14 protein-coding genes and 2 pseudogenes are annotated in these 13,348 nt (G+C 69.0%); 10 read left to right on the top strand and 6 right to left on the bottom strand.

Features of this window, described 5'->3' with window-relative positions:
- Positions 1-7 precede the first annotated feature (7 nt).
- The 4 genes and pseudogenes from ENN83_RS09545 (at position 8) to eno (ending at position 4,220) form a co-directional block, all read left to right on the top strand.
- A pseudogene (locus tag ENN83_RS09545) lies at positions 8-1,442 on the top strand (protein adenylyltransferase SelO).
- 102 nt (positions 1,443-1,544) lie between these two features.
- A complete protein-coding gene (locus ENN83_RS09540; protein ID WP_287186289.1) occupies positions 1,545-1,958 on the top strand; it encodes a Fur family transcriptional regulator in 414 nt (137 codons plus the stop codon).
- Between the two features lie 66 nt (positions 1,959-2,024).
- The gene (locus ENN83_RS09535; protein WP_287186286.1) at positions 2,025-2,900 is read left to right on the top strand and encodes a DMT family transporter; all 876 of its coding nucleotides are present in this window, start codon (positions 2,025-2,027) and stop codon (positions 2,898-2,900) included.
- A 45-nt stretch (positions 2,901-2,945) separates the two neighbouring features.
- Positions 2,946-4,220: a phosphopyruvate hydratase gene (gene eno / locus ENN83_RS09530; RefSeq protein ID WP_287186283.1), complete on the top strand. Its 1,275-nt coding sequence runs from the start codon at positions 2,946-2,948 to the stop codon at positions 4,218-4,220.
- 51 nt (positions 4,221-4,271) lie between these two features.
- Here eno and ENN83_RS09525 read toward each other — a convergent pair whose 3' ends face one another.
- A complete protein-coding gene (locus tag ENN83_RS09525) occupies positions 4,272-4,502 on the bottom strand; it encodes a hypothetical protein (RefSeq protein WP_287186280.1) in 231 nt (76 codons plus the stop codon).
- A 234-nt stretch (positions 4,503-4,736) separates the two neighbouring features.
- Between ENN83_RS09525 and ENN83_RS09520 the strand changes: the two genes are divergently transcribed.
- Positions 4,737-5,171, top strand: coding sequence for a cupin domain-containing protein (locus tag ENN83_RS09520; protein WP_287186277.1), 435 nt, complete (start codon positions 4,737-4,739; stop codon positions 5,169-5,171).
- A gap of 3 nt (positions 5,172-5,174) precedes the next feature.
- Here the strand turns inward: ENN83_RS09520 and ENN83_RS09515 are convergent, their stop codons facing one another.
- Complete coding sequence (locus ENN83_RS09515; protein WP_287186274.1) at positions 5,175-6,281, bottom strand: anhydro-N-acetylmuramic acid kinase; 1,107 nt, start codon at positions 6,279-6,281, stop codon at positions 5,175-5,177.
- A gap of 66 nt (positions 6,282-6,347) precedes the next feature.
- Between ENN83_RS09515 and tyrS the strand changes: the two genes are divergently transcribed.
- Together tyrS and ENN83_RS09505 are read left to right on the top strand one after the other, a co-directional pair.
- Positions 6,348-7,601 (top strand): tyrosine--tRNA ligase, encoded by a 1,254-nt coding sequence (gene tyrS, locus ENN83_RS09510; RefSeq protein WP_287186272.1) that lies wholly within the window; start codon positions 6,348-6,350, stop codon positions 7,599-7,601.
- A gap of 226 nt (positions 7,602-7,827) precedes the next feature.
- Positions 7,828-8,442 (top strand): CDP-alcohol phosphatidyltransferase family protein, encoded by a 615-nt coding sequence (locus tag ENN83_RS09505; RefSeq protein WP_287186269.1) that lies wholly within the window; start codon positions 7,828-7,830, stop codon positions 8,440-8,442.
- On the opposite strand, the gene ENN83_RS16945 is transcribed toward ENN83_RS09505, so the two are convergent.
- The 4 genes and pseudogenes from ENN83_RS16945 to ENN83_RS09490 form a co-directional block, all read right to left on the bottom strand.
- The gene (locus ENN83_RS16945) at positions 8,387-8,830 is read right to left on the bottom strand and encodes a heme-dependent oxidative N-demethylase subunit alpha family protein (RefSeq protein WP_349760109.1); all 444 of its coding nucleotides are present in this window, start codon (positions 8,828-8,830) and stop codon (positions 8,387-8,389) included. The genes ENN83_RS09505 and ENN83_RS16945 overlap by 56 nt on opposite strands.
- Complete coding sequence (locus ENN83_RS16940) at positions 8,766-9,284, bottom strand: heme-dependent oxidative N-demethylase subunit alpha family protein (RefSeq protein ID WP_349760108.1); 519 nt, start codon at positions 9,282-9,284, stop codon at positions 8,766-8,768. The genes ENN83_RS16945 and ENN83_RS16940 overlap by 65 nt, the downstream gene beginning before the upstream one ends.
- 165 nt (positions 9,285-9,449) lie before the next feature.
- Positions 9,450-10,049 (bottom strand): biotin transporter BioY, encoded by a 600-nt coding sequence (locus tag ENN83_RS09495; protein WP_287186292.1) that lies wholly within the window; start codon positions 10,047-10,049, stop codon positions 9,450-9,452.
- Positions 10,050-10,139: 90 nt separating this feature from the next.
- Positions 10,140-10,532: pseudogene (locus tag ENN83_RS09490) on the bottom strand (DUF6314 family protein); the annotation flags it as partial.
- Between the two features lie 74 nt (positions 10,533-10,606).
- Between ENN83_RS09490 and purB the strand changes: the two are divergent.
- The 3 genes from purB to ENN83_RS09475 all read left to right on the top strand — a co-directional run bounded on the left by purB (position 10,607) and on the right by ENN83_RS09475 (position 13,339).
- Positions 10,607-11,917 (top strand): adenylosuccinate lyase, encoded by a 1,311-nt coding sequence (gene purB, locus ENN83_RS09485; RefSeq protein WP_287186267.1) that lies wholly within the window; start codon positions 10,607-10,609, stop codon positions 11,915-11,917.
- Positions 11,918-11,999: 82 nt separating this feature from the next.
- Positions 12,000-12,164 (top strand): hypothetical protein, encoded by a 165-nt coding sequence (locus ENN83_RS09480; protein WP_287186266.1) that lies wholly within the window; start codon positions 12,000-12,002, stop codon positions 12,162-12,164.
- Positions 12,165-12,295: 131 nt separating this feature from the next.
- Complete coding sequence (locus ENN83_RS09475; RefSeq protein ID WP_287186264.1) at positions 12,296-13,339, top strand: flagellar motor switch protein FliG; 1,044 nt, start codon at positions 12,296-12,298, stop codon at positions 13,337-13,339.
- The last annotated feature ends 9 nt before the right edge of the window (positions 13,340-13,348 follow it).

The following is a 13,348-nucleotide window of genomic DNA, read 5'->3' as shown; positions in this document are numbered from 1 at the left end:
TCAGCCCGTGGCCCTGACGATTCCCTTCGACAATTCCTATGCACGGCTGCCCGAGCGGTTTTTCGTGCGTCAGCCCCCCGTCCCGGTGCGCGCGCCGCGGCTGGTGATGCTGAACGCGGTGCTGGCGGGCGAGCTGGGCCTGGATGCCGGGGCGCTGGCCGCCGAAGGCGTGGAGGTGCTGGCCGGAAACCGTCTGCCCGAGGGGGCCGAGCCGCTGGCGCAGGCCTATGCCGGGCACCAGTTCGGCGGTTTCGTGCCGCAACTGGGCGACGGGCGGGCGATCCTGCTGGGCGAGGTGGTGGCGCCTGACGGGCGGCGGTTCGATCTGCAACTCAAGGGCGCGGGGCGCACGGCGTTTTCGCGGATGGGCGACGGGCGGGCCTGGCTGGGGCCGGTGCTGCGGGAATATGTCGTCTCGGAGGCGATGCATGCGCTGGGCATTCCGACCACGCGCGCGCTGGCCGCCGTGACCACGGGCGAGGACGTGATCCGCGAGGCGATCCTGCCCGGCGCCGTGCTGACCCGCGTGGCCGCGAGCCATATCCGCGTCGGCACCTTCCAGTTCTTCGCCGCCCGCCGCGATACCGAGGCGCTGCGCCTGCTGGCAGACCACGCCATCGCGCGCCATTACCCGCAGGCGGACGGGCCGCTCGATCTGTTGCGCGCGGTCATCGCGGCCCAGGCCCGGCTGGTGGCGCAGTGGATGGGGGTGGGCTTCATCCACGGGGTGATGAACACCGACAACACCGCGATCTCGGGCGAGACCATCGACTATGGCCCCTGCGCCTTCATGGACGGCTATCACCCCGACACGGTGTTCAGTTCCATCGACGCCCATGGCCGCTATGCCTATGCCCGCCAGGCCGATATCGCCGCCTGGAACCTGGCGCAGCTGGCCTCGGCGCTGCTGCCGCTGATCGACCCGGACGAAGGGCGGGCGATTGTGCGGGCGACCGAGGCGATCGCGGCCTTTCCGGCGCTGTTCCGCGAGGAATGGCTTGCGGTCTTCCGCCCCAAGATCGGGCTTGAGACGCCCGAGGACAGCGATGCCGAGTTGATCCATCGGCTGCTGGACCTGATGGCGGCGGAGCGGGCGGATTTCACCAACACGTTCCGCGACCTGTCCCGGGGCCGGGCAGGGGCCGGGCTGAAGAACCGGGACGGGCTCGACGGCTGGGCTGCGGACTGGCGCGCGGCTGGGGCGCGAGGGGGTGACGCAGACGGTCGCCACCGAACGGATGCAGGCGGCGAACCCGGCCTGTATCCCGCGCAATCACCGGGTCGAGCAGGTCATCGCGGCGGCCGTCGGGGGCGATTTCGCACCCTTCGAGCGGCTGGTCGCGATCACCGCGCGGCCCTTCGACGACCAGCCGGAGCATGCCGATTTCCGCGCCCCGCCCGCAGCGCATGAACAGGTCTGCCGGACCTTTTGCGGCACCTGAGCACGAACGGCGCGGGCCGCCCGCCGCGCGCTTGGCGTTTTCCTTCTGGCGGGACAGGGCGCAATCGCCTAGAAAATCGCCCATCATGGGAAACGAGGCGCCATGACCGACACCATCGAAACCCGCGCCGAGGCCAGGGGCCTGCGCATGACCGATCAGCGCCGGGTGGTGGCGCGGGTGCTTGAGACCAGCGACGATCATCCCGATGTCGAGGAGCTTTATTCCCGCGCCAGCGATGTCGATCCGCGGATCTCGCTGGCGACGGTCTATCGCACGGTCAAGCTGTTCGAGGAATCGGGGATCATCGAGCGGCTGGAATTCGGCGACGGGCGCGCGCGCTACGAGGATGCCGAGCGCGACCATCACGATCACCTGATCGACCTGAACACCGGCGCGGTGATCGAGTTCTGCGACCCCGAGATCGAAGCCTTGCAGGAGCGCATCGCGGCAAAGCTGGGCTACCGGCTGAAAGGCCACCGGCTGGAGCTTTACGGCGTGCCGGTCCGCAAGGGTTGAGCCCCCTTCCCTCTGCCCCCTGCGCGGGGTAAGGCGGAGCGGACACCCCCGAGCGGATATTCCCCGATGGACAACATGCGCGGCATCGCGCTGATGGTGGCCGCGATGGCCGCCTTTGCGCTGGAAGACATGTTCGTGAAAAGCGCCGCGGCCACGCTGCCGGTGGGCCAGATCCTCGCGATGCTGGGCGCGGGCGGTGCGGTGATCTTCGGCCTCATGGCGCTGGCGCGCGGGCAAAGGCTGTGGTCGCGCGCGCTGCTGACCCGGCCGGTGCTGCTGCGCAATCTGGGCGAGGTTCTTGGCACGCTGGGCTTTGTCTTTGCCATCGCGCTGACGCCGCTTTCGACGGCGTCGGCGATCCTTCAGGCGACGCCGCTGGTCGTGACGCTGGGGGCGGCGCTGTTTCTGGGCGCGCAGGTCGGCTGGCGGCGGTGGCTCGCGATTCTGGTGGGTCTTGGCGGGGTGCTGCTCATCATCCGGCCGGGGATGGAGGGGTTTCAGCCCGCCTCGCTCTTCGCGGTGCTCGCCGTGTTCGGGCTGGCGCTGCGCGATCTGGCCACGCGGGCGACGCCGCGCACGGTCTCTTCGCTGCAACTCTCGACCTACGGGTTCGCGATGCTGGTGCCGCTGGGGGTGGTGGTAATGGCGCTGGAGCGGGGGCCGGTCGCGCTGGACGGCCCGCTTGCCGGGCTGATGGCGGGCGCGCTGGTGCTCGGGGTGGCGGGCTATTACGCCATCGTCGAGGCGATGCGGGTGGGCGAGGTCGCGGTGGTGACCCCGTTCCGCTATACGCGGCTTGTCTTTGCGCTGGGGATCGGGGTCGTGGTCTTCGGCGAACGGCCCGATGCGGCGACGCTGTGGGGGGCGGCCATCATCATCGCCTCGGGGCTTTACACGCTGTGGCGGGAACGCGCTCTTTCCAAGGCCCGCGGCCGACGCTAGAACACGCGCGAGTGTGCAGACGCAGCAAGGGAAGGACGCCCGCCCATGAGCACCATCATCGACATCATCGGCCGCGAGATCCTCGACAGCCGGGGCAATCCCACCGTCGAGGTGGACGTTATCCTCGAAGACGGCACGATGGGCCGCGCGACGGTGCCCTCGGGTGCGTCCACCGGCGCGCATGAGGCGGTGGAACGGCGCGACGGCGACAAGGGCCGTTACCTCGGCAAGGGCGTGCTGGAGGCGGTGGCCGCCGTCAATGGCGAGATCGCCGAGGAACTGGTGGGGATGGACGCGACCGAGCAAGTCGCCATCGACCAGGCGATGACCGATCTGGACGGGACCGAGAACAAGGCCCGTCTGGGCGCCAACGCAATCCTCGGCGTGTCGCTGGCGGTGGCCAAGGCCGCGGCCGATTTCACCACCCAGCCGCTGTTCCGCTATGTGGGCGGCACCTCGGCGCGCATCCTGCCGGTGCCGATGATGAACATCATCAATGGCGGCGAACATGCCGACAACCCGATCGACATCCAGGAATTCATGATCATGCCCGTGTCCGCGGACAACATCCGCGACGCGGTGCGGATGGGATCCGAAGTGTTCCACACGCTGAAGAAGGAACTCTCGGCGGCGGGCCACAACACGGGGATCGGCGACGAGGGCGGCTTTGCCCCGAACCTGTCGTCCACCCGCGAGGCGCTGGATTTCATCCTGAAAAGCATCGAGACGGCGGGCTATTGCCCGGGCGAGGACATCTACCTCGCGCTCGACTGCGCCTCGACCGAGTATTTCCGGGATGGCAAGTACGAAATGTCCGGCGAGAGCCTGTCGCTGTCGGCCGCCGAGAATGTCGATTACCTTGCCGGGCTTTGCGCCGATTACCCGATCATCTCGATCGAGGATGGCTGCGCCGAGGATGACTGGGAGGGCTGGAAACTGCTGACCGAGGCGCTGGGGGCCAAGGTGCAACTGGTGGGCGACGATCTGTTCGTGACCAACCCGAAACGGCTGGCCGAGGGGATCACGGCAGGCGTTGCGAACGCGATGCTGGTCAAGGTCAACCAGATCGGCACCCTGACCGAGACGCTGGCTGCCGTCGATATGGCGCATCGGGCGCGCTATGCCAACGTGATGTCGCACCGCTCGGGCGAGACCGAGGATGCGACCATCGCCGATCTGGCGGTGGCGACGAATTGCGGGCAGATCAAGACCGGTTCGCTGTCGCGCTCGGACCGGCTGGCGAAATACAACCAGTTGATCCGGATCGAGGAAATGCTGGGCGAAACGGCGATCTATGCGGGCCGGTCGATCCTGAAGTGAGCGTTGACCCGGACGCGCCCGCCTTTCCCCGGGACGGGCGCGCCCTTCGCTTCAGACCGGCAGGCGGTAGATCCCGTAGGCGCAGTCCCGGCTGGTCAGCGCCGCGATCAGCGCGCGGCCATCTTCGGTCGGATGCCCCTCGGCATCCAGCCAGCCACGGCTCGCCGCCGCCTGTTCCAGTCGCTCGCTTGCCTGGTCGGCGCAAAACCGGGTAAACCCCAGTATCCGCGACACCAGATCCTCTGTCCCGAACGCGGCCTCGCCGGCGTCCGTCTCGATCATGTCCATGATCCCGTCATCCTGTCCCGTGCCGGACCGTCTGGCCGGCGCATTGCCCGTTCCGCTCGCAAACATCCGGGATGCCGCACCGCGGCATTACTGACCCATCTATATGCTGCGATGCGGCAAATCTAGCGCGAAAGATGTGAATTTTTGTGACGCCTCTTGGGCTAAATACTTGAAATGCCTCATCTATGCGCCATTTGCAGGTCAGGTTTGCAGCTTTAGACTGGCCCCATGACCGCAGACGAGATCATCGCCACGCTGGGCCTTGCGCCGCATCCCGAAGGCGGCTGGTATCGCGAGACATGGCGCGCCGCGGCCGAGGGGGGGGCGCGGGCCGCGGGCACAGCGATCTACTACCTGCTGGCCGAGGGACAGCACAGCCACTGGCACCGGGTGGATGCCGCCGAGATCTGGCATTTCCACGCCGGCGCGCCGCTGGAACTGCGAATCGCCGAATCCGCCGACGGCCCGGCGGTTGCGCATCGGCTGGGTATCGACCTTGCGGCGGGCGAGCGGCCGCAGATCCTGGTGCCCGCCCGTCACTGGCAGGCCGCGCGGCCGCTGGGCGGCTGGACGCTTGTCGGCTGCACGGTCAGCCCGGGTTTCAGCTTCGACGGGTTCGAAATGGCGCCGCCCGGCTTCGACATTCGGGGCGCGGCGGGCTGACGCTCAGGCCGCCCGCGGCGGGCGGCTGACGATGCCGCCCCCCACCGCCGCGGCGACGCCCGTGGTCGCGGGACAGGAGGTCGGCAACCCGCGCGCCACCCGCACCGCAAGATAGGCAAACGCCTGCGCCTCGAGCATGTCGCCATCCAGCCCCACCGCCTCGACCGGATCGACCGGCAGGCCGCTGCGCGCGGCAAGCATGGCCATCATCACCGGGTTCGACCGCCCGCCGCCGGTGACCAGCAGCCGGTCGGGCCGCGTCGGGCAATGATCCAGCCCGGCGGCCACCGCGGCGGCGGCGGCGGCGGTCAGCGTGGCGGCCGCATCGGCGTCGGACAGCCCGGCCACCTGCGCACCAAGCGTGGCGAAATCGTTCCGGTCCAGCGATTTGGGCGGCATTCGCCGGAAATGCGGATGGGCGAGGAAGGCGGCGATCACGCCCTGATCCACATGGCCCGTGGCGGCCAGCGCCCCGTCGCGGTCGCAATCCTGGCCAAGCCGCGCCCGCATCAGGTCGTCGATGGGCGCATTCGCGGGGCCAGTGTCGAAGGCCAGCAGCGCGCCGGGCGCCTCGGGCCGGTCAAGCCGGGGATCGACCCAGGTCAGGTTGCCCACGCCGCCCAGATTGACAAAGGCCAAGGGCGCCCGCGCGCCGATCCATTTCGCGCAGGCGAAGTGGAAGAACGGCGCGAGCGGAGCCCCCTGCCCGCCCAGCCGGACATCGGCAGACCGGAAATCCCACACCACCGGCAGGCCCAACACCTCGGCCAGCACGCGGCCACAGCCCGCCTGATGCGTGCCCCGCCCGCGCGGGTCATGCGCCAGCGTCTGGCCGTGAAAGCCCGCGATCGCCACATCCGAAAACCGCGCCATCACCTCGGCATGGGCGGTCTCGACCAGTTCGACCGCTTCCTCCACCCCCGGATCATCCGGCCAGCGGCCCAGGGCTGCGGCCAGAACGGCGCGTTCCCCGGGCGTGTAGGGGCGATAGGCGGTCTCGCCGAACCCCATGATCGCCACGCCATCGGTCAGGACCACGGCGCAATCCACCCCGTCAAGCGAGGTGCCCGACATGGTGCCCAGGGCGCGCACCGGCGCGGTTTTCAACATGGCCTTTCCCTTCTGCGGCCTGCCCGATATATCACTGGCCAAAACCACCCCCAGGGACAAGAGGCGATGACCTATCACCCGAAATCGGACTTCCTGCGCGTGATGATCGAGCGCGGCTACCTGGCCGACTGCACCGATTATCAGGCCCTCGACGAAGCGCTGAGCCAAGGGGTGGTCACCGCCTATATCGGTTATGACGCGACGGCGGCCTCGCTGCATGTGGGGCATCTGCTGAACATCATGATGCTGCGCTGGTTGCAGAAGACGGGCCACAGGCCGATCACGCTGATGGGCGGCGGCACGACCAAGGTGGGCGATCCCTCGTTCCGCTCGGACGAACGCCCGCTGCTGGGCCCCGACCAGATCGACGCCAATATCGCGGGCATGAAGCAGGTCTTCGGCAAGTATCTGGACTATGGCGAGGGTCCGACCGATGCGCTGATGCTGAACAACGCGGAATGGCTGGACGGCTTGAACTATCTGGAGTTCCTGCGCGATATCGGGCGGCATTTCTCGGTCAACCGGATGCTGTCCTTCGAAAGCGTGAAATCGCGGCTGGACCGGGAACAGTCGCTGTCCTTCCTCGAATTCAACTACATGATCCTTCAGGCCTATGACTTCCTGGAACTGAACCGCCGCTATGGTTGCCGGTTGCAGATGGGCGGGTCGGACCAGTGGGGCAATATCGTCAACGGGATCGACCTGACGCGGCGCATCCTCGATCACGAGGTCTACGGGCTGACCTCGCCGCTGCTGACCACGGCCGATGGTGCCAAGATGGGCAAGAGCGCGGGCGGCGCGGTCTGGCTGAATGCCGAGATGCGCAGCCCTTACGAGTTCTGGCAGTTCTGGCGCAACAGCGCGGATGCCGATGTGGGCCGCTTCCTGCGGCTTTACACCGAATTGCCGCTGGACGAGTGTAACCGGCTGGGCGCGCTGGAAGGGGCCGAGATCAACGCGGCCAAGATCGTGCTGGCCAATGCGGTCACGACCCTTTGCCACGGGGCCAAGGCCGCCGAGGCGGCCGAGGCGACCGCGCGCGAGGTGTTCGAGAGGGGCGGGCTGGGCGAGGATCTGCCCACGCTGGCGCTGAGTGCCGCCGAGATCGCGGCGGGCATCCCGGTGGTGCAGCTCATCACCCGGGCGGGGCTGGCGAAATCGGGCAAGGAGGCCAAGCGGCTGATCGCCGAGGGCGGCGCGCGGCTGAATGACGGGCTGCTGTCCGATGCCGGGCTGATGATCGACGCGGCGATGCTGGCCGAGCCGATCAAGCTGTCGGCCGGCAAGAAGCGTCACGCGCTGGTGCGGATCACGGGCTGAGAGCCGCCCCTGGCGATCCCCTGCCCGCCGTTCTGCGTCTTCCCCGGCTTGCGGCCCAGACGCGGCGCCCGTGATCGCGGCGGCGCGCCTGGGGACACGCCCGCCACGGGCGGCGGGGGGATGGCCTGCTGAACGCGTCACGCATCCGCGGCGCGCTCACATTGTCGCAAGCCCCTTGCGCGGGCGGCGCGTTCGGCCGACAGCTTGGCGAACAAGGGGGGTGGCGATGCTGGACGGGATCATGCGCCGGTTGATCGACCCGCCGCTCGACCGGGCGGGGCGGGCGCTGGCCGGGCGCGGGGTCACGGCGGACGCGGTGACGCTGGCCGGGCTGGCGCTGGGGCTGGCGGCGGCGGGGCTGATCGCGCTGGGGCTGACGCTTCTGGCGCTGGTCCCGCTGCTGGCCAGCCGTCTGGCCGACGGGCTGGACGGTGCGGTGGCACGCGCCAGCCGCAAGACCGATTTCGGCGGCTTTCTTGATATCGTCAGCGATTTCCCGTTCTACGGCGCGGTGCCGCTGGGCTTCGTACTGCTGGATCCGGCCGCGCACGGGGCGGCAGGCGCGTTCCTGCTGCTCAGCTTCTATGTCAACGGGGCCAGCTTTCTGGGCTTCGCCATCCTGGCCGAGCGGCGCGGGCTGGAAACCCGAGCGCGGGGGGTGAAATCGCTCTATTTCACCGGCGGATTGCTGGAGGGGACGGAAACCATCGCCTTCTTCGTCGCGCTCTGCCTCTGGCCGGGATGGTTCGCGCCGCTGGCTTGGGCCTTCGGCGCGCTGTGCTTCGTCACCGCGGGGGCGCGGGTGCTGCTGGCGCGGCGGGTCTTTCCGCCGGAAGACTAGCCCCCGGGGTCGGGCAGGCCGGGTCATAGCCGATCGGATGGGCGTCCAGCGCGGCGCGCTGGCTGTCCGTCAGGCTGTGGAAGGCGACAACCCAGGTATGGATCGAAAAGATCACGGCGCCGCTCACGGGCAGCAGCCGGACCAGCACCTGCCGCTCGCTGCGCAGGAAGGGCGCGGGCCCCCCCACCTTGGCGCGCGGCGCGGATTCGGGGCGCGGCTGGAACAGCGCGGGATCGGCGTAGTAATGCGCGTTCACCCGCCACAGGGCACGCCCCGGGCGCAGACCGGCAAACAGCCGCTCGACCCGCGCGGCAAGGGCGGCATCATAGTGCTGCGGCACCGGGGCGTGGATCGGCCCCAGCGGGCGGCCGAGCTTCTCCGCCAGCATCCAGCTGGCCGGAAAGCACAGGATCACCCCTGTCAGCACCGACAGCCCGCCCGCCCCCCGGCTGCAAGAGGCCGAAATCCTCCTGCACCAACCGGCCCAGCATCAGCAGCGGCGCCGCCCGGTCGAGCGGCACGCGGACGCCATCGGGCCGGGTCACCGCATCGCCCCCGACCGCGAAATCGCCGCGCCCGGCCAGCAGGGCCAGAACCATGTCGAGCAGTTCCCCGGCCGCCGCCCGCGCGCCCTCGGTCAGGGCATGAACCTCGGCGGGGCGAGTCGCGATCAGCCGGTCGCGCGCGGCCATCTGCCCGGCATAGGCGTCGTCCACCACCAGCCAGTCCGCCATCTCCAGCGGCTGGATGCCCGGCAGGCGCCGCATGGCAGGCTCGGCCCAGGGCGTGTGCGGCAGGTGGCTCTGCAGGATCGGATCGGCCGGCGGACATGGGCCGATCAACCCAGATCCCGGCCGCCAGCGCAAGGGCCATAGGGGCCGATCAAGGGCGCCGTCCTGTGCTTCTTCTTGGCAAAAATACCCATGGCGCCACGGTCCCGACTGCCCCGAACGTCAAGGGGGCGCGACCCGGCTGGCCACGCCCCCTGCATGTCGATCCGGATAAGGTCAGCCGCGCGCGCGGCCGACCAGCGCCCAGAGGCCCGGGATCAGCAGCGCCGCCAGACCCAGCTTCAGCGCATCCCCGATCAGGAAGGGCGTCAGGCCCCAGGCCAGGATTGGCTGGTCCCAGCCATAGAGGTGGCCCAACCACAGCAAGCCCGGCACATAGATCAGCGCGTTGGCGAAGAGCAGCGCCGCCGCCAGCCGGCCCGCCGAACGGTCCCATCCGGCGCGCGCCGCCATGCCCAGCGCCACGACCGCCAGCACAAAGCCAACCAGGTAGCCGCCGGTGGCGCCCATCATGTAGCTCACGCCCGACACCTCGGCGCTCGAATCCGCGAACACATCATAGCCCAGCGCGCCGACCAGCATGTAGCCCAGGATCGTCACAAGGCCCAACCGCGGGCCATAGGCCACGCCGATGGTCATCACCGCGAAGGTGCCCATGGTGATCGGAACCGGCCACATCGGCACCTTGATCTTCGCCGCCACGGCCAGCGCAGCGATGCCCGCCACCACCAGCAGCGCCTGTTTCACGCGCAGCGCGACGCCGCCTTCGGGCAGCAGGGTTTCGGCAAGAACCTTGCCGGTCAGGGCCTTGGCCATCTCGCTCTCTCCGTTTGGCTGGTTTTCATCTCGCCATTCTATTTCTACCCCAGCCCCGCCCCCCGCGCAAGCCCCGAGCCGCGTACAGACCGAGTGCATGGCATAGTCCTTGCGCGGCCCCGTGACGCGCCAGAGGCTGGACCAGTCGGGCCAGCGGGCGAAATCATAGCCGACCTCGTAGCGGTCGGGCGGGCAGTCATGCAGGGCCTGCGCGCGGGGGCCGGGCGCGATGGCGTGAAAGAACCGGCCGTCCTCGAAGAAGACCTCGATCCCCGAAGCCCCCTGCCGCCACAGATAGCGCCGCTCTGCGGTCATGGGCGCGTGGCCCGGCAGGTGCAGCCTGCCGGTCTCGGTCAGGACCAGCCCCGCCTTGCCGGGGGCGAAGACGGCCCGTCCCTCGAACCGCGCGGCATGGCCCGCCCGGGCATCCCCGATCACCCGATCAAGCCGCCATTCCCCGGCAAACGCCTCCAGATCCGGCATCCCCGCCCCCGCTTCTTGTCGCGCCGCGCCCCAACGGGTATCAGACTGCGGAAATCCTGTCCAAGAGGCCGCCCATGATCCCCCGCTATGCCCGCCCCGAGATGACCGCCATCTGGGAGCCCGCGACCCGGTTCCGCATCTGGTTCGAGATCGAGGCCCATGCCTGCGACGCCATGGCCGAACTGGGGGTGATCCCGAAGGAGAACGCCGCGGCGGTCTGGAAGGCCAAGGACGTGGAATTCGACGTCGCCCGCATCGACGAGATCGAGGCGGTCACCAGGCATGACGTGATCGCCTTCCTGACCCATCTGGCCGAGCATGTCGGAAGCGAGCAGGCGCGCTTCGTCCATCAGGGCATGACGTCGTCCGACGTGCTGGACACCTGCCTGAACGTGCAGTTGACGCGCGCCGCCGACATCCTTCTGGCGGATCTCGACCGCGTGCTGGCGGCCTTGAAGCGCCGCGCCTACGAGCACAAGGACACGGTGCGGATCGGGCGCAGCCACGGCATCCATGCCGAACCCACCACCATGGGCCTGACCTTCGCGCGTTTCTACGCCGAGATGGACCGCAACCGCGCCCGCCTTCGGGCCGCGCGGGCCGAGATTGCCACCGGCGCGATTTCCGGCGCGGTCGGCACATTCGCCAATATCGACCCGCGCGTGGAAGAGCATGTCTGCAGGATGCTGGGCCTGACGCCAGAGCCGATCTCGACCCAGGTGATCCCGCGCGACCGGCATGCGATGTTCTTCGCCACGCTGGGCGTGATCGCCAGTTCGATCGAGAACATCGCCATCGAAGTGCGCCACATGCAGCGCACCGAGGTTCTGGAGGCCGAAGAATTCTTCTCGGCCGGGCAGAAGGGCAGTTCGGCCATGCCGCACAAGCGCAACCCGGTGCTGAGCGAGAACCTGACCGGCCTTGCACGGCTGGTGCGCGCCACGGTGATCCCGGCGCTGGAGAATGTCGCGCTGTGGCACGAGCGCGACATCAGCCATTCCTCGGTCGAGCGCGGAATCGCGCCCGATGCGACCGTGACGCTGGATTTCGCGCTGAACCGGCTGGCGGGGGTGATCGACAAGCTGGTGATCTATCCCGAGGCGATGCTGAAGAACATGAACAAGTTCAAGGGGCTGGTCATGTCCCAGCGGGTGCTTCTGGCGCTGACGCAGGCGGGCGTCTCGCGCGAGGATGCCTATCGGCTGGTGCAGCGCAACGCGATGAAGGTCTGGGAGGAAGGCAAGGATTTCCGCGAGGAACTGCTGGCCGACGCGGAGGTGACCGCCGCGCTGAGCCCCGCCGAGATCGACGAGAAATTCGACCTCGGCTATCACACCAGGCATGTCGACACGATCTTTGCCCGGGTTTTCGGCGAACCGGCATAGGGTCGCGCAGCGGGTAAAGCGAAGGTTTGGAAATCGCCGGGAACGTGCTACCTTGTGTCACACCTCACCAGGGAGATGCACCATGACCTTCAAGACGATCCTTTCGGCGGCGGTTCTGACGCTGGCCCCGACTCTGGCGCTTGCCAATGGCTGCGGCTGGGAAAAACGGACGAACGCCAGCCAATGCGCCGACGGCAAGGTGTTCGATTCGGCCTCGGGCACCTGCGTTGACCAGCCGACGAGCTGACGGGCCGGACATCCGGCGACCTGACGCGGCGCGGGTCCAGACCGCGCCGCTTTTTTGATGCCGGCGGGCGGCCATCAACCCCGGCTTAACGCTCCTGCGCCAATCTGGCTCCGTTGCAGACGGAGCGTGGTGTGACCAGCCCTACCCCCAGCCTTCCCGGGCATATCCGCTCGGCCACCGGCATGACGCGTCGGCGCAAGGCGGCGATCATCGTGCGGCTGCTGCTGAACGAGGGGATCACGCTGCCGCTGGGCGATCTGCCCACCGAGCTTCAGACCAGCCTGGCCGACGAGATCGCGGCGCTTCGCTATATCGACGCGCCAACGCTGGAATCGGTGGTCGAGGAATTCGTGGCCGAACTGGAACTGGCCGGGCTTGCCTTCCCCGGCGGCATCGACGGCGCGATCGAGTTGCTGGGCGAGCATCTCAGCCCCGAGGCGGCGGCCGCCTTGCAGGCACAGCTTGCCGGGGGCCGGCCGACCGATCCCTGGGTGCTGCTCTCCGAACAGGAGCCGAAGAAGCTGGCCGAACTGCTGATGTCCGAAAGCCCCGAAGTGGCCGCGATCGTGCTGGCCAAGCTGCCCAGCCAGATCGCCGCCGCGGCGCTTGGCCAGATGCCCGGCCCCGAGGCGCGGCGCATCGCCATCGCGATCTCGCGCACCTCGGGCGTGCCGCCCGCGGCGATCGCCCGGATCGGCGCGGCGCTGGCGCGCCGCCTGCTCGACGCGCCGGTGCGGGCGTTCGAGCTGCCGACGGAAAGACGCATGGGTGCGATCCTCGATGCCGCCCCCGCCGCCACCCGCGACGACGTCCTGCAGGGTCTGGCCGAGACCGATGCGGATCTGGCCGAACGCGTGCGCCGGGCGGTCTTCACCTTTGCCGACATTCCCGCCCGGCTGGCGTCGCTGGATGTTCAGGCGCTGACCCGAACCGTGGATCAGCCCGTTCTGGTCACGGCGATGGCCGGGGCCGACGAGAAGAACGCCCCGACGGTGGAGTTCATCCTGTCCAACATGTCGCAGCGGATGTCCGCCCAGCTGCGCGAGGAGATCGCCGAGCGCGGCACCCCCTCGACCGAGGAGACCGAGGCCGCGATGTCCGAGATCACCGCCGCGCTGCGCGGGCTGGAGGCCGCGGGCGAGATCAGGCTCGAGGCGGCCACCGGCGAGGGGTAGGACCGGGCC

Origin of the sequence: Rhodovulum sp. (genome assembly GCF_011048875.1) — a bacterium.
GTDB lineage: Bacteria > Pseudomonadota > Alphaproteobacteria > Rhodobacterales > Rhodobacteraceae > Rhodovulum > Rhodovulum tesquicola.
The sequence above is the reverse complement of the archived record's forward strand: the minus strand, read 5'-3'. Positions and strand labels throughout refer to the sequence as shown.

What these genes read in the sequence shown, in the direction of transcription:
- ENN83_RS09540 (WP_287186289.1), top strand. Translation starts at nt 1,545, where the DNA reads ATGACCGACACCATCGAAACCCGCGCCGAGGCCAGGGGCCTGCGCATG.
- ENN83_RS09535 (WP_287186286.1), top strand. Translation starts at nt 2,025, where the DNA reads ATGGACAACATGCGCGGCATCGCGCTGATGGTGGCCGCGATGGCCGCC.
- eno (WP_287186283.1), top strand. Translation starts at nt 2,946, where the DNA reads ATGAGCACCATCATCGACATCATCGGCCGCGAGATCCTCGACAGCCGG.
- ENN83_RS09525 (WP_287186280.1), bottom strand. Translation starts at nt 4,502, where the DNA reads ATGATCGAGACGGACGCCGGCGAGGCCGCGTTCGGGACAGAGGATCTG.
- ENN83_RS09520 (WP_287186277.1), top strand. Translation starts at nt 4,737, where the DNA reads ATGACCGCAGACGAGATCATCGCCACGCTGGGCCTTGCGCCGCATCCC.
- ENN83_RS09515 (WP_287186274.1), bottom strand. Translation starts at nt 6,281, where the DNA reads ATGTTGAAAACCGCGCCGGTGCGCGCCCTGGGCACCATGTCGGGCACC.
- tyrS (WP_287186272.1), top strand. Translation starts at nt 6,348, where the DNA reads ATGACCTATCACCCGAAATCGGACTTCCTGCGCGTGATGATCGAGCGC.
- ENN83_RS09505 (WP_287186269.1), top strand. Translation starts at nt 7,828, where the DNA reads ATGCTGGACGGGATCATGCGCCGGTTGATCGACCCGCCGCTCGACCGG.
- ENN83_RS16945 (WP_349760109.1), bottom strand. Translation starts at nt 8,830, where the DNA reads ATGCTGGCGGAGAAGCTCGGCCGCCCGCTGGGGCCGATCCACGCCCCG.
- ENN83_RS09495 (WP_287186292.1), bottom strand. Translation starts at nt 10,049, where the DNA reads ATGGCCAAGGCCCTGACCGGCAAGGTTCTTGCCGAAACCCTGCTGCCC.
- purB (WP_287186267.1), top strand. Translation starts at nt 10,607, where the DNA reads ATGATCCCCCGCTATGCCCGCCCCGAGATGACCGCCATCTGGGAGCCC.
- ENN83_RS09480 (WP_287186266.1), top strand. Translation starts at nt 12,000, where the DNA reads ATGACCTTCAAGACGATCCTTTCGGCGGCGGTTCTGACGCTGGCCCCG.